The organism is Burkholderia sp. CpTa8-5, from assembly GCF_017815045.1.
Taxonomy (GTDB): Bacteria; Pseudomonadota; Gammaproteobacteria; order Burkholderiales; family Burkholderiaceae; genus Burkholderia; species Burkholderia sola.
The window spans coordinates 285,702-310,249 of sequence record NZ_JAGIQD010000007.1; the positions used below are offsets into that span (position 1 = coordinate 285,702).

General features: G+C 67.5%; 23 protein-coding genes and 1 pseudogene. 18 read left to right on the forward strand and 6 right to left on the reverse strand.

Features of this window, described 5'->3' with window-relative positions:
* Positions 1–224: 224 nt before the first annotated feature.
* Positions 225–1,436 carry an alanine--glyoxylate aminotransferase family protein gene (locus J8I35_RS14205; RefSeq protein WP_050011717.1) on the forward strand — a complete coding sequence of 404 codons (1,212 nt, stop codon included), beginning with the start codon at positions 225–227 and terminating at the stop codon, positions 1,434–1,436.
* Positions 1,437–1,480: 44 nt separating this feature from the next.
* Here J8I35_RS14205 and J8I35_RS14210 read toward each other — a convergent pair whose 3' ends face one another.
* Complete coding sequence (locus J8I35_RS14210; protein ID WP_050011716.1) at positions 1,481–2,416, reverse strand: AraC family transcriptional regulator; 936 nt, start codon at positions 2,414–2,416, stop codon at positions 1,481–1,483.
* A gap of 133 nt (positions 2,417–2,549) precedes the next feature.
* On the opposite strand from J8I35_RS14210, the gene J8I35_RS14215 reads away from it, so the two are divergent.
* The 10 genes and pseudogenes from J8I35_RS14215 to J8I35_RS34595 all read left to right on the forward strand — a co-directional run bounded on the left by J8I35_RS14215 (position 2,550) and on the right by J8I35_RS34595 (position 7,828).
* A complete protein-coding gene (locus tag J8I35_RS14215) occupies positions 2,550–3,440 on the forward strand; it encodes an EamA family transporter (RefSeq protein ID WP_209925802.1) in 891 nt (296 codons plus the stop codon).
* Between the two features lie 13 nt (positions 3,441–3,453).
* Positions 3,454–3,579 (forward strand): hypothetical protein, encoded by a 126-nt coding sequence (locus J8I35_RS34845; protein ID WP_260429737.1) that lies wholly within the window; start codon positions 3,454–3,456, stop codon positions 3,577–3,579.
* A 129-nt stretch (positions 3,580–3,708) separates the two neighbouring features.
* Complete coding sequence (locus tag J8I35_RS14220; RefSeq protein ID WP_209925803.1) at positions 3,709–4,368, forward strand: PAAR domain-containing protein; 660 nt, start codon at positions 3,709–3,711, stop codon at positions 4,366–4,368.
* Between the two features lie 10 nt (positions 4,369–4,378).
* Positions 4,379–4,927: a PAAR domain-containing protein gene (locus J8I35_RS14225; protein WP_209925804.1), complete on the forward strand. Its 549-nt coding sequence runs from the start codon at positions 4,379–4,381 to the stop codon at positions 4,925–4,927.
* A gap of 4 nt (positions 4,928–4,931) precedes the next feature.
* Complete coding sequence (locus J8I35_RS14230) at positions 4,932–5,660, forward strand: M35 family metallo-endopeptidase (RefSeq protein ID WP_209925805.1); 729 nt, start codon at positions 4,932–4,934, stop codon at positions 5,658–5,660.
* 4 nt (positions 5,661–5,664) lie between these two features.
* Entirely contained in the window at positions 5,665–6,135 is a 471-nt protein-coding gene (locus J8I35_RS14235; protein WP_209925806.1) for a hypothetical protein, read from the forward strand.
* 44 nt (positions 6,136–6,179) lie between these two features.
* A pseudogene (locus tag J8I35_RS14240) lies at positions 6,180–6,449 on the forward strand (EamA family transporter); the annotation flags it as partial.
* A gap of 122 nt (positions 6,450–6,571) precedes the next feature.
* Complete coding sequence (locus tag J8I35_RS14245; RefSeq protein WP_245170241.1) at positions 6,572–7,225, forward strand: hypothetical protein; 654 nt, start codon at positions 6,572–6,574, stop codon at positions 7,223–7,225.
* A gap of 51 nt (positions 7,226–7,276) precedes the next feature.
* Positions 7,277–7,636: an RES family NAD+ phosphorylase gene (locus J8I35_RS14250; RefSeq protein WP_348522262.1), complete on the forward strand. Its 360-nt coding sequence runs from the start codon at positions 7,277–7,279 to the stop codon at positions 7,634–7,636.
* 48 nt (positions 7,637–7,684) lie between these two features.
* Positions 7,685–7,828: a hypothetical protein gene (locus J8I35_RS34595; RefSeq protein ID WP_245170243.1), complete on the forward strand. Its 144-nt coding sequence runs from the start codon at positions 7,685–7,687 to the stop codon at positions 7,826–7,828.
* Between the two features lie 42 nt (positions 7,829–7,870).
* Here the strand turns inward: J8I35_RS34595 and J8I35_RS14255 are convergent, their stop codons facing one another.
* Positions 7,871–9,085, reverse strand: coding sequence for an MFS transporter (locus J8I35_RS14255; RefSeq protein WP_050011713.1), 1,215 nt, complete (start codon positions 9,083–9,085; stop codon positions 7,871–7,873).
* Positions 9,086–9,418: 333 nt separating this feature from the next.
* On the opposite strand from J8I35_RS14255, the gene xdhA reads away from it, so the two are divergent.
* From xdhA to J8I35_RS14275, 4 genes are all read left to right on the forward strand, one after another.
* Positions 9,419–10,990, forward strand: a complete 1,572-nt coding sequence (xdhA, locus tag J8I35_RS14260; protein ID WP_209925807.1) for a xanthine dehydrogenase small subunit — start codon at positions 9,419–9,421, stop codon at positions 10,988–10,990.
* Positions 10,991–11,008: 18 nt separating this feature from the next.
* Positions 11,009–13,372 carry a xanthine dehydrogenase molybdopterin binding subunit gene (gene xdhB / locus J8I35_RS14265; RefSeq protein ID WP_209925808.1) on the forward strand — a complete coding sequence of 788 codons (2,364 nt, stop codon included), beginning with the start codon at positions 11,009–11,011 and terminating at the stop codon, positions 13,370–13,372.
* 69 nt (positions 13,373–13,441) lie between these two features.
* Complete coding sequence (gene xdhC / locus J8I35_RS14270; RefSeq protein ID WP_209925809.1) at positions 13,442–14,110, forward strand: xanthine dehydrogenase accessory protein XdhC; 669 nt, start codon at positions 13,442–13,444, stop codon at positions 14,108–14,110.
* A gap of 113 nt (positions 14,111–14,223) precedes the next feature.
* Positions 14,224–14,625 carry a nuclear transport factor 2 family protein gene (locus J8I35_RS14275; protein ID WP_209925810.1) on the forward strand — a complete coding sequence of 134 codons (402 nt, stop codon included), beginning with the start codon at positions 14,224–14,226 and terminating at the stop codon, positions 14,623–14,625.
* A 45-nt stretch (positions 14,626–14,670) separates the two neighbouring features.
* Here the strand turns inward: J8I35_RS14275 and J8I35_RS14280 are convergent, their stop codons facing one another.
* The 3 genes from J8I35_RS14280 to J8I35_RS14290 all read right to left on the reverse strand — a co-directional run bounded on the left by J8I35_RS14280 (position 14,671) and on the right by J8I35_RS14290 (position 17,886).
* Positions 14,671–15,618, reverse strand: a complete 948-nt coding sequence (locus J8I35_RS14280) for a LysR family transcriptional regulator (RefSeq protein ID WP_050011708.1) — start codon at positions 15,616–15,618, stop codon at positions 14,671–14,673.
* A 92-nt stretch (positions 15,619–15,710) separates the two neighbouring features.
* Positions 15,711–16,349, reverse strand: coding sequence for a 2-hydroxychromene-2-carboxylate isomerase (locus J8I35_RS14285; RefSeq protein WP_124555690.1), 639 nt, complete (start codon positions 16,347–16,349; stop codon positions 15,711–15,713).
* A gap of 94 nt (positions 16,350–16,443) precedes the next feature.
* Positions 16,444–17,886 (reverse strand): TAXI family TRAP transporter solute-binding subunit, encoded by a 1,443-nt coding sequence (locus J8I35_RS14290; RefSeq protein ID WP_124555691.1) that lies wholly within the window; start codon positions 17,884–17,886, stop codon positions 16,444–16,446.
* A gap of 432 nt (positions 17,887–18,318) precedes the next feature.
* On the opposite strand from J8I35_RS14290, the gene J8I35_RS14295 reads away from it, so the two are divergent.
* The 3 genes from J8I35_RS14295 (at position 18,319) to J8I35_RS14305 (ending at position 23,364) form a co-directional block, all read left to right on the forward strand.
* Entirely contained in the window at positions 18,319–18,684 is a 366-nt protein-coding gene (locus tag J8I35_RS14295; protein WP_050011705.1) for a BON domain-containing protein, read from the forward strand.
* 138 nt (positions 18,685–18,822) lie between these two features.
* On the forward strand, positions 18,823–20,913 hold the full coding sequence (locus tag J8I35_RS14300; RefSeq protein ID WP_209925811.1) for a D-(-)-3-hydroxybutyrate oligomer hydrolase: 2,091 nt from the start codon (positions 18,823–18,825) through the stop codon (positions 20,911–20,913).
* Positions 20,914–21,528: 615 nt separating this feature from the next.
* Positions 21,529–23,364, forward strand: coding sequence for a peptidase S1 (locus J8I35_RS14305; RefSeq protein WP_209925812.1), 1,836 nt, complete (start codon positions 21,529–21,531; stop codon positions 23,362–23,364).
* Between the two features lie 154 nt (positions 23,365–23,518).
* On the opposite strand, the gene J8I35_RS14310 is transcribed toward J8I35_RS14305, so the two are convergent.
* Positions 23,519–24,307, reverse strand: coding sequence for a sulfite exporter TauE/SafE family protein (locus tag J8I35_RS14310; RefSeq protein WP_069621218.1), 789 nt, complete (start codon positions 24,305–24,307; stop codon positions 23,519–23,521).
* Positions 24,308–24,548 lie beyond the last annotated feature (241 nt).

Consider the following 24,548-nt stretch of genomic DNA (forward strand, 5'->3'; position numbering starts at 1 on the left):
TCGCGGCCGGCGGGCAATCCCTTTTCAATCCGGCCAGCCATCGCGGGCGCGGTATGCGGCCGGCTGGCCCGGTCCGGCGACCGGGCCACCGTCGCGCTGTCCGGACGTGCGCGCCTCTTGCGCGAGGCGGCGGAACACGGAATGATCGATGAGTTGGCCGCGCCGTGCTACGGGCGCCGTGCTACGGGCGTCCGGGCACTTCCTTTCCTCATCCTTTTCCAGCCATGTCCATCGATTATTCGCCGATTCCCTGTCCCGTCGTCGTGCCGCTCGACGCGATCCTGCCCGAAGAACCGCTGCTGATGATGGGAGCCGGCCCGGTGCCGATCCCGGCCGCGGTGGCCAAGGCGAACACGATCGTGATCAACCACCTCGGCGCGACGATGGCGAAGATCATCGAGCAGGTGAAGGAGATGGCGCGCTACGTGTTCCAGACCCGCACGAAGTGGGTGCTCGGCGTCGCGGGCCCGGGCTCGGCCGCGATGGAAATGGCGATCTCGAACCTCGCCTGGCGCGGCACGCGCGTGCTGTCGATCCGCAACGGCTTCTTCAGCGCGCGGATGGCCGAGATGGCCACGCGCGTCGGCGCCGACGTCGCGACGCTCGAAGTGGCCGACCGCGCAGTCGCGAGCCTCGACGAGATCGCCGACGCGATCGCCCGCGAGCAGCCCGAAATCGTCACGATCGTGCAGGGCGAGACGTCGAACACCGTCTGGAACCGAGACCTGCGCGACATCGCCGCGCTCGCGAAGGCGGCCGGCGCGCTGGTGGTCGTCGACGCGGTGTGCACGCTGTCGACGATGCCGCTCGAGATGGATGCGTGGGGCATCGACGCGGTGATCACCGGCGGCCAGAAGGGGCTGTCGTCGATCCCCGGCGTGTCGCTGATCGCGTTCTCCGATGCCGCGTGGGACCGCATGAAGCATCGCCCCGAGCCGAACGCGCACTGGTGCCTCGACATGGCGCTCGCGGAGAACTTCTGGCACAACGCCGGCTATCACTACACGGCGCCCGTGTCCGGCGTGCTCGCGCTGCACGAAGCGCTGCGGCTCGTCTGCGCGGAGACGCTCGAAAGCCGCTTCGCGCGCCACCTGCGCTGCTCGCTGGCGCTGCAGGCGGGCGTCGAATCGATGGGGCTCAAGCTCTATGCGCCGAAGGACTGCCGGCTCAATTCGGTGGTCGGGATCGAGACGCCCGAAGGGCTCACGCCAGGGATGGTCTGCGGCCATATCTCGAAGCAGTACCAGGTCGAGATCTCCGGCTCGTTCGGCTTGCCGATCGTGCGGATCGGGCAGATGGGCGAGCAGTGCCGCGAACACAACCTGTTCCGCACGCTGCATGCGTTCGGCCGCACGATGGTCGACCTGAAGGTGCCGGTCGACCTGCCGGCCGGCGTCGCGGCGCTCGAACAGGAACTGTCGCGGCGCGGCGCGTAAGCGGGAGCAGCGAGGAAACGAGGAAACGAGGAAGCGGGCCGCGCTCAGCGGCCCTGCATCGCGCGCCGGTACGTATTCGGCGTCGTGCCGTGCGCGTCGCGAAAGCGATGGCTGAAGTGGCCGGCGTTCGCGTAGCCGCAGTCGGCCGCGATCTGCGCGAGCGGCAGCGCCGTCGTGCGCAGCAGCTCGCGGGCGCGGGCGAGCCGTTGCTCGGCCACCCATGCGTGCGGCGCGCGGCCGAACGACAGCCGGAACATCCGCGAGAAATGGTATTCGGACAGCGCGGCAACCTCGGCGAGTTCGCCGAGCGTCAGCGGCTGCGTGAGATACGTGTCGATGTAGTCGCGCACGCGGCGGCGCACGGCCGGCGCGAGCCCGCCGCGGAACGACGTGTCGGTGCGCGTCGTGCTCTGCCCGCGCAGCAGCAGGCTCAGCACGTCGTGCGCGGTCTCGTTCACGCGCAGCCGGTCGTCCGCATCGTCCCAGCCGTCGAGCGCGAGCGAGCGCAGCAGCGCCGCGACGCGCGCATCCTCGAAATAGGTGCGATCGGCGAGCTTCAGCTCGCGCGGTTCGCGATCGAGCTCGCGGATCGCGCGCTGCGTGAAGTGCTCGGGCAGGAAATACAGGTGGATGAAATGCATTTCGCCGCGCACCCACCAGCGCGATTCGTGGTCGCCCGGCAACGCGCACAGCAGGCTCGGCGCGCCGTAGCGCGGCACGCGCTGGCGCTCGGTCCGGTAGCCGCCGTCGAGGTAGCACGACAGCGTATGGTGGCCGGGCTGCTCGTAGACCGTCTCGCTTTCGTCGGTGATCCGCGTCCATTCGGCGATCGCGAGGTGGTCGCCGAGCCACGCGAAGCGCTCGAGCGTCGCGTTCGCGTCGGCGAGCGTGCGGCACACCGACTGCAGGCCGAACGGCAGATCGCCGCCAGCCAGGGCGGTGGTGCGGTCGACGGGCGGGGCGCAGAGGGAGAGACTCATGATGGGCCGAGTATAAGCGGGCGCGCGGCGCCGCGTGCGGCGTCCCGAAAAAGACCGCAATTCCGGACAATCGGCGCGCGCGGGGCGACGGCATAGTCGGGATCCCGATTCACCCGATTTTCGGAACGCCGCCATGAACCTGTCGCTTTATTTCGTCACCGTGCTGATCTGGGGCACCACCTGGATCGCGATCAAGTGGCAGCTCGGCTCGGTGCCGCCGCCCGTGTCGATCGCGTGGCGCTTCTGGCTCGCGGCCGCCGTGCTGTTCGCGCTGCTGCGCGTGATGCGCCGCCCGGTGCGCCCCCCGCGCGAAGCGTGGCGCTTTCTCGTCGCGCAGGGCTTCGCGCTGTTCTGCCTGAATTTCCTGTGTTTCTACTATGCGGAGCAGGTCGTGCCGAGCGGGCTCGTCGCGGTGATCTTCTCGACCGCGCCGCTGCTGAACTCGATCAACGGCCGGCTGTTCATGGGCCGCCCGCTGCGGCCGTCGGCGATCGCCGGCGCGCTGCTCGGCCTGACCGGCATCGCGTGTCTGTTCTGGCAGCAGATGGCCGGCCATCTCGACGACCACGCGACGTGGACGGGGCTCGCGATCGCGTTCGCCGGCACGATGTGCTTCTCGGCGGGCAACCTGCTGTCGAGCCGGATGCAGTCGATGGGGCTGCACCCGCTCGCGACCAACGGCTGGGCGATGCTGATCGGCGCGGCGATCCTGACCGTCGGCGCCGCGGTGGCCGGGATGCCGTTCACGCTCGACACGAGCCCGCGCTATCTCGGCGCGCTCGCGTACCTCGCCGTGCCGGGCTCGGTGATCGGTTTCACCGCGTACCTGACGCTCGTCGGCCGGATCGGGCCGGAGCGCGCCGCGTACTGCACGGTGCTGTTCCCGATCGTCGCGCTGGCCGTGTCGACGGTGTTCGAGGGCTACCAGTGGTCGCCGCTGGCGGTGGTGGGGCTGCTGCTCGTCGTGGCCGGCAATCTCGTCGCGTTCGACCTCACGCGGAGGGTGTTTCTGCGGACGGCGTGAGCCGGAGGGATGGGTGCTGCGCATCCGCGAGCGCAGCTATCCGGCGCTCTATCCGGAGGGCGACGCCCGGGTGGGGACGGTGTTCCATCACGTATTCAATACCGCACCGATCCACCGCCGTAATTTTGAGCTCAGTTGATTCCATCAGTAAAACAGAACAATTCATATTTTTATAGCCAACAAATCGTATTCGTCCGATTGATCCACGTTTCGTATCTGGAATAGCGTCTCTAGGCAGCCATTCCATTTACTGAGACAGGGAAGCCGGATGAAAAACGAACACAAAGCACCGACCCATCTTTTCGCCACCGTTGGCGCACTCACGGAACGCGGTGGACGCGTCACCACCGCAACCAGCGGCCTCAACCTGGCAGGATTAGAAGTCGCCTGCGTCGGCGACGTAGTGACCTATGACGACAGCAGCGAGGCCGCGATTATCGACGGCGCGGGAAACAACCATAGCGGAGGCAAGCCGTTCGCGCTGGTCGGCAGCCGGTTGAGCAACGGTGACCGCATTACCGAAACGCTGCGCAGTTCGTGGGTCATTCACGTACGCGATGGGCAGAGCATTGCGGGTCTGTTCGATCCGACCTATGTGCCGCCACCCGCGGCGCCTACCTACAGACTGGCGGTACGTGGCGCGACAACAGCGCGCGGCGGGGCATTGCGCGAGCCGTCCGGCACATGGGAAGTAGCGCCGCACTTGGGCAAAGCTGCCACGGTGGGCGACCTGATCCATTATCCGGACGGTTCAACCGCGCGCGTGACGACCGGTCTGGGTTTGGCCGACGGGCCCGACTTCGCGCCGCTCGCATTCGTTGGCAGCGAACTCGATAACGGCGACACGATCACCGATAGTCCCGAGCGACAAGGCGTAGCGTCGTCCGTTGTATTTAGCGTCGTCACCCGCTCGTCCATGCCCCGCTGAGGTAGCGTCCATGATTCGCTACTTTCTTGCCAAAGGCGACCGCGCTGGGGAAGCGGTCATTGTCGAAGGCCTCGACAGCGTGACCTGTTCCAATCCGCCGCCGAAGGTTCATATCGCCACGCTGGATATGAAGACCTACTGTTCGGCCTGCAAGCGTGAAGGGTACATCGCCCCGCAAGGGCCGCGCTGGCCAGGCACCGGCCCGAACGGCAAACAGTGGGCATTGAGCGGGGATATCAATGTCTGCGGATGCAACCCACCGCCGATCTTCTACGCTGAGCGCGGCATGCGGATGACTTTTACTGCGGGAGAGGCTGCAGCGCTGAATGGGCGTAAAAAATCTGACGCAGCCGAGCGGTCATTTGCTAGAGCGGCTGCCGTACACGACGAGCAATTCGCGTTGCTGGATGGCTCCCGCCGTCCGCTCGCGAACATCCGCTACCGAATCGTTACCGACACCGGCCAGATTTTCACGGGCACCACCGATACAGCCGGGCAAACACATCGGATCGCCACCGACGCCGCAGCATCCTTGAAAATCTTTACTGAGGCTTATTGAACCAATGAGTGATTTTTTCGGGAAAAGCAAAGGCGAATTTAAAGTTGACCAAAACGAAGAGTGGATTCTTGTTCATTCGGGTGCGGTCACCAACACCAATCCTGGGTCAATGGTTTATGTATCGATCAATACAACGCCAATTTGTCCGAACATGACCAACAAGGAGTTTCGTGAATTAATGATGCGTCTTCGAGACGCCGCGGTGATCTTGATTGAGGAACGTATATCGGATCTAGCGCGCTGGGATAAATCTGCGAGAGATAGGGTGCAATTCTGGTTCGGTAGAAGCGACGAGGCGATACGCGAAATACTTAGTTGCGGTCTTCCGAGGCTGGCGATGGCCATGCGCGAGCTGCAACCCGAAAAGATCATCAGATGGGATGAGCAGCGTGGACAGCAACTCACATGCTCGGTCGCCCCTGATACCGGTACAAATGACGCGGCAGTGTGCAAGCCCGATTCGGCACGTCGCATCATTGCGATCTACCCCCACTTCTGCACTGTCGAGGACGTGTATGTCGCAGGGAACTGCAAGTTAAAAATTCTCATCCATGAATGCGCGCACTACATTGACACGTTCGATGCGGATGACGTCAACTATGGTTTTGCCCGCGGCATCGGCTATTGGGCGCAAACCGATCCGGTCGGTGCAAGCAGAAATGCAGACAGCATCGCATGCTATGTTGCGCACTTTGATGACATGGACGAGTTCCTCAGAAAGAGGATCTGGTAATCACATGATGAAGATACTGTTTGCCGGTGCCGTGCTCATGGGCTCATCTTTAATTAGTCATGTAAATGCCTGCACCATATCGGAAAATCTTCTTGAGAGTGTGCCGCTCGATTACCCTGGAATTCCGAATGCATATCGCATAAAGATGGTTGATATGGTGCTGGCTGCACGACAATGGCCTGATGTTGACGTGCAGGCGCAAATCGTAGCCAGCGCATATATCTCCGAAAAAGATGCTTCGTCGCTGGCGAAATCGCGGGGTGAACAGTTAAAGAGATTCTTGATGCAACTTGGTCTCAAGTCGCAATATATCTATGTTGATACGCACGTCAATCGAACTGTGTACCCGGTTGATAGTACGGGCCATGGAGGATATCTACAACTCGGTGTGAGTCTTTTGCCTCTCTGTAAGAGTGGATGCGATAGTTTGTGCAATGACGCTCGATTCGTTCCATCGACAAAGCTCGGTCAATAACAAAATGGGATTTTTTCGATGGTCGGCGATCGTCGGCGCGCTGCACGAGCCCGCGCTATCTCGGCGCGCTCGTGTATCTGGCCGTGCCGGGCTCGGTGATCGGCTTCACCGCGTACCTGACCCTCGTCGGCCGGATCGGGCCGGAGCGCGCCGCGTACTGCACGGTGCTGTTCCCGATCGTCGCGCTGGCCGTGTCGACGGTGTTCGAGGGCTACCAGTGGTCGCCGCTCGCGGTGATCGGGCTGCTGCTCGTCGTGGCCGGCAATCTCGTCGCGTTCGACCTCACGCGGCGGTTGTTTCTGCGTACGGCGTGACGGCGTTCGCGGCTGCGCGAACCCGCGATCGAGGAAACCGGCGAACGGTTGATTTGGTTGACACGGTTGACTTGGTTTCGATTCGGGGCTGCGCTCAATCATTCCGGTCGTGACGGGAGGTGATGATGATTGCGCGGGCGCATACGCTGGAAGGGACGGCCGTCGTGCTTGATGTCGAGACGGAGGAAGCGCTGCGCAGCGCCGTCGGCGCGGCGACCATGCTTGGCCCCGATCGCGCGCGGGCGCTGCTCAGCCTGTCCGACGAGCAATTGGGGCACCTGTTCAAGGTCGGCATCGCGCAGGTCATCGATCTGGCCGGCACGATCACGTTCGGCATCGCCGCGGCCGCGACGCGCGACAGGAAGCCGGCCGGCGCGAAGAAGCGGGCGGCGGGGGTCGTCGCCGATCCGGAGCGGCAGGTGCAGGCGGAACGGCGGATGCTGGTCGCCGACGGCAAGCTGCTGCCTGCCGCGCAGACATGGGCCGGCCTCGGCATGACGCGGCAGGCGCTCAGCAAGGCGGTGGCGTCCGGCCGGATCTTCACGGTCGACGTCGGCGCCGCCCAGTACTATCCGGCCTTCTACCTGGCGGGGGACATCGATCGCAAGACGTTGGGCAGGGTGACCCAATGTCTGGGCGACTTGCCGGGATGGAGCAAATGGCAGTTCTTCACGACGCCGAAGGCGTCCCTGGGCAACGTGACGCCGCTCGTCGCGCTGTCGCGCGGGAAGGTGGATGAAGTCGAGCGCGCCGCCACGGCGTTCGCCGAGCGCTAGGCGGCCCGTTTGCTGACGGCGCCGGGGCAACATTTCGCGAGCGCGACGCTGGTGACGCGCGAAGTTGCGCCGACGGCGCTGGTGCGTATCTCGCGATATGCGACCGGCGAGCCTTACTTCGGGAAATCGGGCGGCAATCGCTTCGACGATCCGCGCAAGCGGCGGCGGTACGGTACCCGCTATTTCGGTTTCGATCTGCATTGCGCGTTCGCCGAAACGGTGCTGCACGACGAAGTCGCCGATCTGGTGCTGGGCGGTTTTCCGCTCGTGACGACCGAACTCGACCGCTATGTCCTTTCGTTTGACGGCGCGCCGCTGACCGTCGCCGTCCTGCACGGCTTGCCGCTGAAAAATCTCGGCGGCGACGGTGCGTTGTCGACCATCGCACCGTACGACGTTCCGCAACAGTGATCGCTTGCCGTCCACCGGCATCCCCGCCGCGTCGACGGATTTTTATACATGTCGCGCCATCTCAATACGTCGGAAGCGCTCGTGCTGTTCGATCGTGCGGAGCCGAAGCGCTCGCTCGGGCGCGCCGTTCCGTTCAGGCGTCATCCCGATGCGGCCCGCGTATTGCGGGACTTCAACGTACTGCTGCGTTGACGCGTGTGGCGCGTGACCCACACGCCAACGCGCGCATCCCTCTCACGCCGCCGCGCCGCTCCCCGCCACGCGCGCCTGCCGCTGGTACAGCACCATCGACAGCGCGACGCCCGCGGCCGCAGCCACCGCCGCGAACAGGAACACCTGCGGATAGCCGAACGCACCGGCCACATAGCCGGCGAGCGGGCCGGTGATGCCGAGCGACAGGTCGAGGAACACCGAATACGCGGACAACGCCGCGCCGCGGCTCGCGGGCGGCACCAGCGCGACGGCCTCGACGCCGAGCGCCGGGAAGATCAGCGCGAAGCCGAAGCCCGTCAGCGCGGCGCCGACGAGCGCGACGTGCGGCACCGGCGCGAGCCACAGCAGCAAAAGGCCCGCGGATTCGAACGCGAACGACACGATCGCGACGCGGAAGCCGCCGTAGGTCTTGATCGTGTTCGCGAACAGCAGGCGCGCGCCGATGAACAGCGTGCCGAACACGGTCAGCGACAGCGCGGCGTTCGGCCAGTGGCGCGCCGCGTAGTACAGCGTGACGAACGTCGCGATCGAGCCGAAGCCGGCCGAACCGAGCGCGAGGCCGAGGCCGTGCGGCAGCACGCGCGTGAACACGCTCGCATACGACATCCGTTCGCCGTGCACGAGCGGCACCGGCGCGATCGGGCGAGCGAGGGTGAAGCCGAGCGCGGCCAGCGCGATCACGATCACGCCGATCAGCGCCGGATTCAGCGTATGCGCGATCGCGACGCCGACCGGCGCGCCGAGCGCGAGCGCGCCGTAGGTCGCGATGCCGTTCCACGAGATCACCTTCGCGTTGTGCGCGACGCCGACCCGGCCGATGCCCCACAGGATCGCGCCGGTGCCGCACAGGCTTTCGCCGACGCCGAGCACGAGCCGGCTCGCGACCAGCAGCACGAGGCTCGCGACCGGCCAGTGCGCGAGCAGCAGCGCGACGAGCAGCAGCACGCCCGACACGCCGCAGCCGACCAGCCCGCGCAGCACCGTCTGCTTCGGCCCGAGCGTATCGGCGAGGCGCCCGGCGAGCGGCCGCGACGCGAGCGTCGCGAAATACTGGACGCTGATCGCCCCGCCCGCGACGATCGCGGAAAAGCCGAGGTCGTCGTGGACGAAGCCCGGCAGCACCGCGAGCGGCAGGCCGATGGTCAGGTAGCAGATGAACGTGAAGCAGACGACGGACACGATTTGCAGCGTGACCGCAAACCCGCTGCGCGGCGGTGTGGCGGAATCGGATGACATGGGGTCGGAACGAATGGCGGAGCGGACGGAAAACGGCGGAAAAGGGAATCGGGATTTTCCCATGGAACCGGTTTTCCCGCAGGTACCGTTTAGTTAACTGCGCCCCGTTCGTAGAGAGGACCGCCGGTCACGGGGGCAGGGACGGACGGAGCGCCCCGTCCGGCAAGGGCGTCAGCCGGCCGGGCGCGCATATCGCAGCAGTTATATGAGCCGCATGCGTGATGGGCTATGGGTTGCGGAATTTGACGGTGATAGCGTGCAAACTGTCGGAAAAACGTCGGTCGAGCGCTCCGCGCAGGCCGCCTTGCCCCCCATTTGAAGAAACACCGAGACATGAGTGAGCCGATCCGCTTCTACCATCGTCACGCGATCCGCGAAGTCAGCGGCGCGGACGTGACCCGCACCGTGCTGCAATACCTGCGCGAGGACGCGCATTGCACCGGCACCAAGGAAGGCTGCGCGGAAGGCGACTGCGGCGCGTGCACGGTCGTCGTCGGCGAGCTGACCGACGCCGGCGCGGTCGAGTTCAAGGCCGTCAACGCATGCATCCAGTTCCTGCCGACGCTCGACGGCAAGGCGCTGCTCACGGTCGAGGACCTGCGCCGGCCGGACGGTTCGCTGCACCCGGTGCAGCAGGCGATGGTCGATTGCCACGGGTCGCAGTGCGGCTTCTGCACGCCCGGCTTCGTGATGTCGATGTGGGCGCTGTACGAGAAGCACGGCCACGAAGGCTGCGGCAGTGCGTGCGCGAAGGCGAAGGACGTGCCGACGCGCACCGAGATCGCCGATGCGCTGACGGGCAACCTGTGCCGCTGTACCGGCTATCGCCCGATCGTCGATGCGGCGGTGCGGATGTTCGATGCGACCGGCGAAGCCGCGCCGCAGCCGGCCGCGCCGGTCGACACGGCCGCGCTCGCCCGCACGCTCGCATCGCTCAAGCGCGACGACACGTTCGACTACGCGACGGTCAACGGCGCGCGCTTCGCGGCGCCGCGCACGCTCGACGCGCTGGCCGCGCTGAAGGCCGAGCGTCCCGACGCGCGCATTCTCGCGGGCAGCACCGACATCGGCCTGTGGGTCACCAAGCAGATGCGCCGCCTCGACGACCTGATCTACGTCGGCCAGATCGCCGAACTGCAGCAGGTCGTGCACGGCGACGACTGGATCGGGATCGGCGCGGGCGTGACGGTCGAAAAGGCCTATGCGGCGCTGGCGGGCACGTATCCGGAACTGACCGAGATGTGGAAGCGCTTCGCGTCGCTGCCGATCCGCAACGCGGGCACGCTCGGCGGCAACGTCGCGAACGGCTCGCCGATCGGCGATTCGATGCCGGGCCTGATCGCGCTCGGCGCACGCGTCGTGCTGCGCGGCGGCGACACGGTGCGCGAGCTGCCGCTCGAGGCGCTGTACACCGGTTATCAACAAAAGGACATGGCGCCGCACGAATTCGTCGTCGGCGTGAAGGTGCCGACCCGCACCGGCGCCCGTGCAAAGCTGCAGTTCCGCACGTACAAGCTGTCGAAGCGGTTCGATTCGGACATCTCGGCCGTGTGCGCGGCGTTCGCGTTCATCGCGGACGGCGACAGGATCCGCGAGCCGCGCATCGCGTTCGGCGGGATGGCCGCGACGCCGAAGCGCGCTGCCCATACGGAAGCCGTGCTCGACGGCGCGCAGTGGCACGAAGCCACCGCGCAGGCCGCGATGCAGGCGCTCGAGCGCGACTACCAGCCGCTGTCCGACATGCGCGCAACCAGCACGTATCGCCTCGATACCGCGAAGAACCTGATGTTCCGATTCTGGCTGGAGACGCGCCCGCACGACCCGCTGCCGCCGCAGGCGCTGAACGTGCGCGAAGTGGCCGCCGAAGCAGGCGCTGAAGTTGCCGACGACGCGGCACGCGTCTGACGACGGAGAACACCGAACATGAACCAGCAAGCAGAACCGTTCCTGAGCACCCTCGACCCGCAGGCCGACGCCGCGCAGGTGCACGTGTCGCGTGCGCACGAATCCGCCCACCTGCACGTGAGCGGCCGCGCGACCTATACCGACGACATCCCGCTCGTCGCCGGCACGCTGCACGCGGCGCTCGGGTTGTCCGCGAAGCCGCACGCGAAGATCGTGTCGATGAACTTCGACGCGGTGCGCGCGACGCCGGGCGTGGTCGCCGTGTTCACGGCCGACGACATCCCGGGCGTCAACGATTGCGGCCCGATCATCCACGACGATCCGGTGCTCGCGAACGGCATCGTGCAGTTCGTCGGCCAGCCGATGTTCATCGTCGTCGCGACGTCGCATGAAACCGCGCGGCTCGCCGCGCGGCGCGCGCAGGTCGACTACGAGGAACTGCCCGCGATCCTGACCGCGCAGGAAGCGCGCAAGGCCGAAACCTACGTGATCCCGCCGCTGAAGCTCGCGCGCGGCGACGCGGCCGCGCGGCTCGCCGCCGCGCCGCACCGCGAGTCGGGCGAGATGCTGCTTGGCGGCCAGGAGCAGTTCTACCTGGAAGGGCAGATCGCGTACGCGGTGCCGAAGGACGACGACGGGATGCACGTGTACTGCTCGACGCAGCACCCGAGCGAGATGCAGCACCTGGTCGCGCACGTGCTCGGCGTCGCGTCGCACAACGTGCTGGTCGAATGCCGCCGGATGGGCGGCGGCTTCGGCGGCAAGGAATCGCAGTCGGGCCTGTTCGCGTGCTGCGCGGCGCTCGCCGCATGGAAGCTGCTGTGCCCGGTGAAGCTGCGTCCGGACCGCGACGACGACATGATGATCACCGGCAAGCGGCACGACTTCCATTACCGCTTCGACGTCGGCTACGACGACGACGGCCGCATCGACGGCGTCGCGCTCGACATGACGTCGCGCTGCGGCTTCTCGGCCGACCTGTCGGGCCCGGTGATGACGCGCGCGGTGTGCCACTTCGACAACGCGTACTGGCTCGGCGACGTCGACATCGCCGGCTACTGCGGCAAGACCAACACGCAGTCGAACACCGCGTTCCGCGGCTTCGGCGGCCCGCAGGGCGCGTTCGCGATCGAAACCATCCTCGACGACATCGCACGTTCGCTCGGCCGCGATCCGCTCGACGTCCGCTACGCGAACCTGTACGGCAAGACCGAACGGAACGTGACGCCGTACGGGCAGACCGTCGAGGACAACGTGCTGCACGAATTGCTCGGCGAACTCGAGACGACGAGCGACTACCGCGCGCGGCGCGCGGGCGTGCGCGCCTTCAACGCCCGCAACACGGTGCTGAAGAAAGGCATCGCGCTCACGCCGGTGAAATTCGGCATCGCGTTCAACGTCACGCACTTCAACCAGGCCGGCGCGCTCGTGCACATCTACACCGACGGCTCGGTGCTCGTGAACCACGGCGGCACGGAGATGGGGCAGGGGCTCAACACGAAGGTCGCGCAGGTCGTCGCGCACGAACTCGGCGTCCGCTTCGGCCGGATCCGCGTGACCGCGACCGACACGAGCAAGGTCGCGAACACGTCCGCGACCGCCGCGTCGACGGGCTCCGACCTGAACGGCAAGGCCGCGCAGGACGCGGCGCGCCAGTTGCGCGAGCGGCTCGCGGCGTTCGCGGCGAAGCAGTTCGGCGACGGCAACGTCGAGGCGGCCGACGTGAAGTTCGGCAACGACGTCGTGTGGGTCGGCGGCCATGGCGTGCCGTTCGGCGAGGTGGTCGCGAAGGCGTATCTCGCGCGCGTGCAGCTGTGGTCCGACGGGTTTTATGCGACGCCGAAGTTGCACTGGGATCAATCGAAGCTGCAGGGCCGGCCGTTCTACTACTACTCGTACGGCGCGGCCGTGTCGGAAGTCGTGATCGATACGCTGACGGGCGAGATGCGCACGCTGCGCGTCGACGCACTCCACGACGTCGGCGCGTCGCTGAACCCGGCGCTCGACATCGGCCAGGTCGAAGGCGCGTTCATCCAGGGAATGGGCTGGCTGACGACCGAGGAGCTGTGGTGGAACGCGGGCGGCAAGCTGATGACGCATGCGCCGTCCACGTACAAGATCCCGACGGTGAACGACACGCCGCCCGAGTTCAACGTGCGGCTGTTCCAGAACCGCAACGTCGAGGACAGCATCCACCGCTCGAAGGCCGTCGGCGAGCCGCCGCTGCTGCTGCCGTTCTCGGTGTTCTTCGCGGTGCGCGATGCGGTGGCCGCGGTCGGCGACTACCAGGTGAACCCGCCGCTCGACGCGCCGGCCACCGGCGAGTCGATCCTGCGCGCGATCGGCGCGGTGCGTGCGGCGAGCGCGAGCCGGGCAGGTTGAGATGAAACGCTCTTTGCGCTTGCTTCGTTCGTTGCTCGCTCACGGCGGCACGGCCCGACGGAGGCCGGCATGAACGGCCCCGCTCGTTCGCCGCGTGCCGCGTCTCAGGCGTTCGCCGCCGGATGCGACGGCGCGTGCGGCAGCGCGTCGTCGCAACGACAGCCGTTCGCGCCCGGCTCCGGCCAGCGCAACCGCGTGACCGCAGCACCGCCGCCGATGCACATCGTGCTGTTCGGCGCGGGGCACGTCGGCCACGCGCTCGTCACGCTGCTCGGCGCGCTGCCGTGCGTCGTGCAGTGGGTCGACACGCGCGACGAGCTGTTCCCGGACGAATGTCCGCCGAACGTGCAGCCGGAGCCGACCGACACGCCGGAGGCCGTCGTCGACGCGGCGCCGCCCGGCGCGTACTTCCTCGTGATGACGCACAACCACGCGCTCGACTTCGCGCTCGCCGAGCAGATCATGCGGCGGCGCGACTACGCGTACTTCGGGATGATCGGCTCGCGCACCAAGCGCGTGAAGTTCGAGCGCCGGCTCGCCGCGCGCGGCGTCGATCCGGCGCGGCTCGTCGAGATGGTGTGCCCGATCGGCGTCGCGGGCATCGTCGACAAGGCACCGGGCGCGATCGCGGTGGCCGTCTGCGCGGAGCTGCTGCAGGCCCGCTCGGGCATGCCGGTGGCCAATGCGAAGGCGGCCGCGGCCGGGCGCGCACGCGACGACCTGTCCTGCGCGCGCTAAAACGCGCGGTAAAACGGTCATGCCGCGCGGCTGGCGCACGACCGCGCGTTTTTGCCTACACTGCACGACAACGCGCGGCAGCGGGCCGCGCTTCACGTCACCGTGCACGCCCCATGTCCGATCACTCCGTCTATCTCGACGCGCTCGATGCGAGCCTCGTCGCCATCGAGCGCTGGCTGTCCGGCGTCGATACCGCGCCGGCGGCGCTCGATGCGCTGCTCGCCGCGTTTTCCGTCGACTTCACGATGATCCTGACCGACGGCCGCGTGGTCGACCATGACGGCATGCGCGCGCTGTTCGCGACGCTGGCCGGCGCGAAGCCGGGGCTGCACATCGTGCTGTCGGAGATCCGCGTGCTCGCGGCCGATGCAGCGCATGCGGTGATCACCTATCTCGAAACGCAGCATGCGGCAGCGGGCGAACTGCCGGCGCGCCGCGCGACCGCCGTGTTCGCGCGCGACGCGGCGGGCGTCGTGCGCTGGACTCATCTGCAGGAAACCTTCTGCACGGCCTGAGCGGCCGCGCTGCCTGACCACTTCGCGCCGCGCTTTGGCCGCGCGTCAGCGCTTGCGCGTGCGGGCGACCGTCAGTTCGTCGGACACGCTCTGCATCAGCGCGCACAGCCACGCGATGTCGGTCGGCCGATCGGGTTGCGGGTGCGTGAGCAGGTAGCTCTTGATGCGCGGGAACGGCACGGGCGGCGTGACGACGACGAGCGGCAGCAGTTGCGCATAGTGCGTCGCGAAGCGGCGCGTCGTCGTGAAGATCAGGTCCGACTGCAGCAGCACCTGCGGCACGATCCCGAAATACGGCAGCGTCGTCACGATGCGCCGCGTGAGGCGTGCGCGCGCGAGGCCGATCTCGATCGCGTTGCGCTTGTCGCCGGTGTACGGCGTCGGCGCGACGTGCGCGGCCGACGCATACGCGTCGCGCGTGAGCGGTTCGCGGGCGAGCGGATGCGCGTCGCGCATCAGGCACACGATCGTGTCGGAGAACAGGTCCTGGCGCGCGAACTGCGGGTCGGGCTTCGGCCAGTTGCCGATCACGAGATCGAGCGCACCCGATTGGAGCGCGCCCGCGTGGTCGAGCGCGGGATTCAGCGAATCGATTTCCAGATGCGCATGCGGCGCCGCGTCGCGAAAGCGCTCGATCAGCGTCGGCATGAAGAAATCGTTCAGGTAGTCGGGTGCGGCGACGCGGAACGTGCGCCGCGCGGACGACGGATCGAAGTCGCCGTGCGGCGTCGCGATGAAATCGACCTCGCGCAGCGCGCGCGACGCGGCTTCGAGCAGCGACGCGCCGTATTCGGTCGGCACCATGCCGGATTTGCCGCGCACGAGGATCGGGTCGTTCAGCGTCTCGCGCAGCTTGCGCAGCGCAGTGCTGATTGCGGGCTGAGTCTGGTTCAGCCGCAGCGCGGCCTGCGTGACGCTGCGCTCGAGCAGCAGCGTGCGCAATACGCGCACGAGCCAGATGTCGAGCGAGGCGGTACGGTCGTCGTCGTCCATTGGTGGGGGGGATTCGGGGGACGCGTAACCTTACCGCAGCCGCGCGTTGCCGTGCGTGATACCGGCCATCACGCACCCCATCACGCACCCCATCACGCGCGGCCCTTCGGCAGCGTGCTGATCCGCTTGACCTCGCGCGATTCGAGCCAGTTCGGCGTGCGCGCGCAGTACAGCACCATCGGCAGCGCGTCCTCGCCCCAGAACAGCTGCTTGTTCATCCAGAAGGTGGGCACGCCGAACACGCCGAGCGCGATCGCATCGGCCGTGTTGCGGGCCAATTGCGCGGCGGTTTCCTCGAATTCGATCAGCTCGTCGCCGTGGCTCACGCCGACGCGTTCGCACAGCGCCGCGAAGCCGTCCGGCGTCGACGGATCGTTGCCTTCTCGCCAGATGAAGCGGAACATTTCCAGCACCGTCACGATATCGGCGCGCAGCGCGATCGCGAGGCGCAGCACCTTGTCGGAATCGAATGGATGCGCGGGCGGCATCTTGAAGCGGATGCCGAGCTGTTCCGCGCGAAACAGCGCGTGACGGTACGTGAACACGCGCTTGGCCGGCACGTCGGCGCTCGGGCGCTGGCCCCAGTGGCGCTGCAGGTCGGGCAGCGATACGGCGACGGGGTTGAACGGCACGTCCGGCCATTTGTCGTGCTGTTCGAGCAGCAGATACGAGAACGGCGACACGAAGTCGAAGAACCAGGCGGGTTGGGCGGTATCGAGGCCGGTTGTCATGTCGTTCTCCAGAAGGTGGGGCGTGCGGCGCCTGGCGGCGGCCTCCATGTTACGCGGCAGCGCGCGCATGCAGCAATGATCGCGGATCGTTCGCTCACGCGGAACCGGGAGTCGCCCGGGGGCCATCGCCGGCCGGCGGCGGGCCGGTTTCCGCGCGCGCCGGCGAATTGCCGGCGCCGGGCGGGCCCGCCGGCGCATCCTGGTCGTGCGCGGTGAGCCGTTCGCGCACGAAGCCGATGTGCTCGCGCAGCACGTAGAACTGCCCGGCGTACGCGAGCGGCATCTTCATCCGGTTCACGGCTTCCTCGATGTCGTCGAGTTCGTCGAGCAACTGCACGCGCTCCTCGGCCGTATGTTCGCCGAGCGCGCGGCGCTCGAGCGCGATCAGCGCGCCGTACCAGCGGTAGATGCGCGAGCGCACGCGCCAGCCGTACAGCGACGGCACGAGCCGCAGCCCGGGGATCAGCACGACGATCAGCGGCACGACCACGACCAGCAGCCGGTCGACGAGGCTCGCGACCCAGAACGGCAGCCGCCGGTACAGGAAGCTCTTGCCCGACTTGTAGTAGCGGGCGGCGTCGTCGGACAGCGGAAAGCCGCGCGTGACGGACGACGGGAATTCGCCCGCGTGCTGCAGGATCGTCGCGTGGCCGTGCACTTCGCGCGCGGCCTCGATCAGCAGGTCGGACAGCGCCGGGTGCAGCGAGTCGCGCGCGACGAGTTCGATCGTCGGCGCGACCGTGTGGATGTCGGCCGGCGGCAGGTTGCGGCCGAGATCGTAGACGCCCATCGGCAGCGTGATCGCGGTCAGATACGGAAAGCGCCGCGCGTACGCCTCGGCCTGCGTGAACGAATATACGTGCACGCCGGGCGCGCGGAACAGCTTTGCCATCACCGGGATCTGCGTCGAGTCGCCGGACAGGAACGCGGCGTCGATCTTGCCGTCGAGCAGCGCGGTCGCGGCGTCCTCGCCGGCGGTCGGCAGCAACTCGGTCGGGCCGCCCGGCACGATGCCGTTCATCTTCAGCAGCGCGAGGCTCAGTTCGCGCGCGCCGCTGCCTTCGGCGCCGAGCGCGAGCCGCTTGCCCTTGAAATCGGACAGGCGCGCGACGACCGGGCCGCGGTACATGATCGCGAGCGGCACGTAGCCGATGCTGCCGAGCGACACCAGATGCTCGTCGCGCTCCTTCGGGCCGATGCCGCTCTGCACGAAGCCGACGTCGACCGGCGCGTTCGGGTTCGACAGCCGCGCGAGGTTCTGCGCGGAACCTTCGGACGATTGAACGTCGAGCGTGACGCCGTTTTTCGCGAGGATCGTCTTGTATTTCTGCGCGGCGTTCCAGTACGTGCTGCCGGGTGGCCCGGCCGAGATCACGAGCGTGGACGGCGGCGCCGGCTGGATCAGCTTGACCGCGAGCCAGACGGCCGCGCCGGCGAGCAGCACGGTCGGGCCGATCGACAGCGCGAGGTCGCGCCACGACACGGCGACGAAGCGGGCGAGGATGCGGCGCGGCGGGCGGGGACGGGCAGGCTTCATGGGATCGGCGGATGACGCTGGCGTGACGCATCGGTGACGGTCGTCGCGGGACGATGCGGATTCTCGCGGCGATGGTACCCGGTTTCCCTGCGCCTGCGCGAGTCGGGGCGGTATTGCACCGCGGCACCGCGACGGCGGCGGGCATCCCGGCGTCAAAAGCTTTGCGCTTCGGCGGGCGCTGGATTACATTGTGCGACGCAGCCGCGCCCGATTCGCGCGCGACCCGGCACGTCATGAGGCCGGGCGCGTCCGGCCGGCGGCTGCCCGGCCCGACCGGCCCGCTTTTGCGTGCGCCGGCCGCCGGCCCGTGACGCCTCTCTCGTATCGCCGTGGAAAACACCGGCTGTCCCGCCCGTTCGCGCGCGGGCCGGCTGTTTTTGGGGGTATCCGGCCGTACTGTGCACGGCCGTTCCGGAGTGATAAGGAGATAGCATGAAGTCGATCGTGTTGAGAGCGTTGGGCGTCGCCGCCGTGGCGGCCTGTCTGTCGGGCAGCGTATATGCGCAGTCGAGCGACGCAGCGGCAACGGAAGCGCCGGCGGCCGCGACGAGCGCGCCGAAAGCCGCCGCGAAAACCGCGAAGAAGGCGAACCGCAAGCTCGGCTATGCGGTGCGCAAGGCCATTACGAAGGCAGGCGGCATCGACGTGGCGAACCTCGTCGTGCGCTCGAAGGGCGGCGCGATCACGCTGGAGGGCACGGTGCCCGACCAGGCTCAGATCGACAAGGCGGAAGAGGCGGCGAAGGGCGTGAGCGGTGTGACGTCGGTCACGAACAAGCTGACGGTTCAGCAGCAGTAACGCCGGGCGGCGGCGCGCGAGCGCCGCGCGCGCCCGTTTCAGGCGGGCCCCGGCATGCCGGGGCCCGTTTGCGCTTCAGGGGGCCGACAGCCGCGCGCGGCGCGGCGACGGACCGATAACGATATCGAGGGGGCGGCGATGACGAAGTTCGGGTGGGGCAAGCGGGTGGTGTGGGGGGCGGCGCTGGCCGCAGTCGCGATGCTCGGCGCCTGCAACGGCGACGAGTCGGCCGAGCGCAACCGGTTGCCCGGCTTCGTGTCCGGCAGCGTGCGCACGACGGCCTACGACGGCGCGAGCGACGACCTGCTGACGGCCGGCCTCGGCAAGACGGGCCTCGCGGCGGCGACCGCGCCGGGCTTCGCGAACCCGTCGCGGCCGACGAGCGCCGAATTGCGCCGCCTCGCGATCTGGTCGAACTACCGCGCGCTCGTCGACATGAGCGCGAACGGCGGCTACGGCCGCTTCTGGGGGCCGAACGTCGACCTCGACGGCAACGACACGCTCGGTGAAGGCAAGATCCCCGGCACCGAATATCTCGCGTATGCCGACGACGGCAGCGGCGCCAAGAACGTGACGCTGCTCGTGCAGGTGCCTGCCAGCTTCAATCCCGCACAGCCCTGCATCGTCACCGCGACGTCGTCCGGCTCGCGGGGCGTGTACGGCGCGATTTCCGCGGCCGGCGAATGGGCGCTCAAGCGCGGCTGCGCGGTCGCCTACAACGACAAGGGCGGCGGCAACGGCGCGCACGAGCTCGGCTCCGACACCGTCACGCTGATCGACGGCACGCTCGCCGACGCGGTGCTGGCCGGCACCGCGAGCCTGTTCACCGCGAACGTGACGAGCGGCGATCTCGCCGCGTTCAACGGCCGCTTCCCGAACCGCTATGCGTTCAAGCACGCGCATTCGCAACAGAATCCGGAACAGGACTGGGGGCGCGTGACGCTGCAGGCGGTCGAATTCGCATACTGGGCGCTCAACGAGCAGTTCGGCCCGCTGATCGACGGCACGCATCACGCCGTGCGCTATCGCGCGGGCGACATCACGACGATCGCCGCGTCGGTCAGCAACGGCGGCGGCGCGTCGCTCGCGGCGGCCGAGCAGGACAGCCGCGGCTGGATTACCGCGGTCGTGGTCGGCGAGCCGCAAATCAACGTGCGGATGGCGCCGAATGCGGTCGTCCGGACGGGCGGCCAGCCGGCGCCGTCGTTCGGCCGGCCGCTGGCCGATTACGCGACGCTCGCGAACCTGCTGGAACCGTGCGCGGCCGCGTCGGCGTCGCTCGCCGGCGCGCCGTACCTGAGCGCGCTGCCGTCCGCGACCACGCAGTCGATCCGCACGCAGCGCTGCGCAACGCTCGCCGCGGCCGGGCTGGTGGCGGGCGCCGACACGCAGAGCCAGGCGGCCGACGCGCTCGCGCAGCTCCATGCGGCCGGCTATCTGGCCGATTCCGACCTGTTGCAGGCGGCGATGTGGGATTCGCAGGCGATTCCCGCGATCGCGGTCACCTATGCGAACGCGTACACGCGCTCGCGCGTCACCGACAACCTGTGCAACTTCAGCTTCGCGACGACGAACGCGGCGACGGGCGCGGTCGCGGCGCCCGCCGCGTCGCCGATGCCGGCCGTGTTCGGCGTCGGCAACGGCGTGCCGCCGACGGCCGGCATCAATCTCGTGTTCAACAACGGCGCGGGCGTCGACCACCGGCTCGCGACGCCCGATGCGAGCTTCGCGGGCGCGCTGTGCCTGCGCCAGCTGTGGACGAACGGGATGCTCGGGATGCCCGCGAACGTCGACGCGGTGCGCGTGAACGCGAACCTGCACGGCAAGCCGGCGATCATCGTGCAAGGCCGCAGCGACGCGCTCGTGCCCGTGAACCACGCGTCGCGCGCGTACGTCGCGCAGAACGGCATCAGCGAAGCCGGGCGCAGCCAGCTGGTGTTCTACGAAGTGACGAACGGCCAGCACTTCGACGCGTTCCTGTCGGTGCCGGGCTTCGACACGCGCTTCGTGCCGGTTCACTACTACAACGTGCAGGCGCTGAACCTGATGTGGAAGCGCCTGAAGAACGGCGCGCCGCTGCCGCCGTCGCAGGTGATCCGCACGGTGCCGCGCGGCGGCACGCCGGGCGCCGCGCCCGCGCTGACGAGCGCGAACCTGCCGCCGATCTCGGCCGCGCCGGGCGCGAACGCGATTTCCGTCGGCGTCGGCACGATCGACGTGCCGCTCTGACGGCGCTCAACCCGCCGCCTTCAACAAGCCGGACAGCCGTCCGGCTTTTTCATTTGCGTCGTCTGGAATCGGTCCCGGACTGCCTTTTATCCGAATGGCGAGCGCTGTAACAAATTCTTACTTTACGGCGATAAATCCGGAACCTATTATGCGCCGGTATTTTCACTTAATTTAATAAATTCCAGATACGACAATATTCCTTTCCTTTCAATTAACTGATCCTTTCGATTTTATTCAATCGGCTCGAGTCGAGATTGATCGCCGTTTCGCGATTAATTGGTATCTCGCCGAACGGGATCGTTCGCCTGTTCGAAGTAAAGGCGCCTTGCCGGGCGGGCCTTGCGGGGCATTATTTGGTCCGGCGCTTTGTTGTGCCTGCGAATCCGCGGAATGAATCCGTATTGCGTCGAATCATTGAATTGTCATTGGCAATGGAATGGATGCCATTGTGCGGTTGCAAAAAACATGGGTGGGGTAAATCGTGCCGATCGGTATTTGCCGATCCGGTAAAAAACTCGGAATGCGTCGCATAACGAATGCATTCCCGGTGCGGAGCGCCGGCGCAAATGATCCTTTGCGACCGGCGGTATTTATCGTTCTGTTCGAGAGGCAATAATGACGACACGGAAGTCCTTGAAAGACGGTTTCGCGCTATTCGGAACGACCTTGAGCGTACCGCTCGCCGCCGCCGCGGCCGCGGCGCTGCTCGTCACGGGATGCGGCGGCGACGACGGGCCGAGCCCGAGCGCGTCGGCCGCCACCGCGGCCGCGACGACGAGCGGCAGCACGTCGGCCACCACCAACGCAACGGTCGCCACGCCGGCCGACCAGCCGTACGTCGACACCGACGTATACGGCACCGGGCCGAACGACGCGGTCACGGATTCGACCGAAGGCGCGGCGGTCGTGCACCGCCAGGTCGCGATCGGCGGCAAGACGATCCAGTACACGGCCACCACGGGCCACCTGACGACGATCGATCCGATCACGTCGGCGCCGAACGCGAAGATGTTCTACGTCGCGTACACGCAGGACAATCCCGACCCGTCGAAGCCGCGCCCGGTCACGTTCTTCTACAACGGCGGCCCCGGCTCGTCGTCGGTCTACCTGCTGCTCGGCTCGTACGGGCCGAAGCGCCTGCAGTCGTCGTTCCCGAACTTCACGCCGCCCGCGCCGTACAAGCTGCTCGACAACCCGGACAGCCTGCTCGACCGCACCGACCTCGTGTTCATCAACCCGGTCGGCACCGGCTACTCGACCGCGATCGCGCCGGCGAAGAACAAGGACTTCTGGGGCACCGACCAGGATGCGCGCTCGATCGACCGCTTCATCCAGCGCTACCTGACCAAGTACTCGCGCTGGAATTCGCCGAAGTTCCTGTACGGCGAGTCGTACGGCACCGCGCGCAGCGCGGTCGTGTCGTGGGTGCTGCACGAGGACGGCATCGACCTGAACGGGATCACGCTGCAGTCGTCGATCCTCGACTACGCGAACGCGCTGTCCGCGCCGGGCACGTTCCCGACGCTCGCGGCCGATGCGTTCTACTGGAAGAAGACGACGCTCAACCCGACGCCGACCGATCTCGACGCGTACATGGTCCAGGCCCGCCACTACGCGGACAACACGCTCGCGCCGCTTGCGCAGAAGCCGAATCCGCAGGACGGCGGCTTCGTGAACGTGCGGCTGAACCTGAAGCTCTCGACCGCGCAGCAGATGGGCGCGTACATCGGCACGGACCCGACGTCGCTGATCCAGACCTTCGGCAACCCGGCTGCGCTCGGCAACGTGCCGTCGTCGAACGACAACCCGCCGTACACGTTCTTCCTGACGCTCGTGCCGGGCACGCAGATCGGCCAGTACGACGGTCGCGCGAACTTCACGGGCAAGGGCATCGCGCCGTACATCCTGCCGAACTCGGGCAGCAACGATCCGTCGATCACGAACGTCGGCGGCGCGTACACGGTGCTGTGGAACAGCTACATCAACACCGATCTCAAGTACACGTCGACGTCGTCGTTCGTGGACCTGAACGACCAGGTCTTCAACAACTGGGACTTCAGCCACACGGACCCGACCGGCGCGAACAAGGGCGGCGGCAATACGCTGTACACGGCCGGCGACCTGGCGTCGACGATGAGCGTGAACCCGGACCTGAAGGTGCTGTCGGCGAACGGTTATTTCGACGCCGTCACGCCGTTCCACCAGACGGAGCTGACGCTCGCGCAGATGCCGCTCGATCCGACGCTGAAGGCGCAGAACCTGACGATCAAGAACTACCCGTCGGGCCACATGATCTACCTGAACGACGCGTCGCGGACCGCGCTGAAGGGCGATCTCGCCAACTTCTACGACGGCATTCTCGCGAACCGTACTGCGCTGCAACGCGTGCTGAAGCTGCAGGCGCGCACGCAGCAGATGAAGCAGCAGAAACTGCAGCAGCAGGGGCAGTAAGCGGCGAGGGCGGCGGACGCCGCCCCGGATGGACGACAGCCCGATCGGCGCAGGCCGGTCGGGCTGTTTTGCTTTTGTCACGGATGACGGCGCGGCGTGTGATTGCGCCGGCCGGGAAAAGACGTGGCCGTGGGAAGGGCGGAGCGGCGCCCGCTTACGCCAGCACGAGCCGCACGCCCACCGCCACCAGGGTCGACGCGAGCAGGTTGCGCAGCAGCCGCTCGGGTGCGCGCGCCGACAGCAGGCTGCCGATCACGATGCCGGGCAGCGAACCGAGCAGCAGCGACAGCAGCATCGACCAGTCGACCGAGCCCAGCAGCCAGTGGCCCATGCCCGCGACCAGCGTGAGCGGCACCGCATGCGCGATGTCGGAACCGACGATGCGGGTCGTCGCCAGCAGCGGGTACAGCAGCAGGAGCACGGTCACGCCGATCGCGCCGGCGCCGACCGACGTCATCGACACGAGCACGCCCAGCACGGCGCCCGTCAGCACGGTCGACCACAGCGTGCGCGCGGGGTTCGGCGTGAGCGGGTTGCGCGCGGCGAATGCCGTGAGCTGCGGGCGAAAGATCAGCGCGAGCGACGTGAGCAGCAGCGCGACCCCGAGCACGAGCTGGATCATCCGCGCGGTGCCCGGCGTGTTCATCCCGTGCGTGTGCAGCCACCACAGCGTGAGCGCCGCGGCCGGTACGCTGCCCACCGCGAGTCGGCCCGTGATGCGCCAGTCGACCGAGCCTTTCAGGCCGTGGACGAGCGTGCCGGTGGCCTTGGTCGCGGCCGCGTACAGCAGGTCGGTGCCGACCGCCGTCGCCGGGTGGACGCCGAACAGCAGCACGAGGATCGGCGTCATCAACGAACCGCCGCCGACGCCCGTCAGGCCGACGAGAATGCCGACGAACAGGCCGGACAGCGAGTACAGCAGATCGATATGGGGAAGCGACATCGGAGGCAGGCGGTTAGGTGGCGTTCGGCGGCGGCGCGCGGCCGCGGCGCTGCGCGCGCGTCAAAGTCCGCCATTGTCGCAAAAGTGGCGCGTCAATGTACGACTGCGTTAAAAATCGGCCGGGAAGGTCTGCACCGCAGGCGGCCGGCGGGACGTAAAACGGGCGTTTGAATGGGGCGCGGCCGACGATGACGACCGGTCTGAAAGCGATGACGAACCGGGGCCGACGCCGTGTATCCGG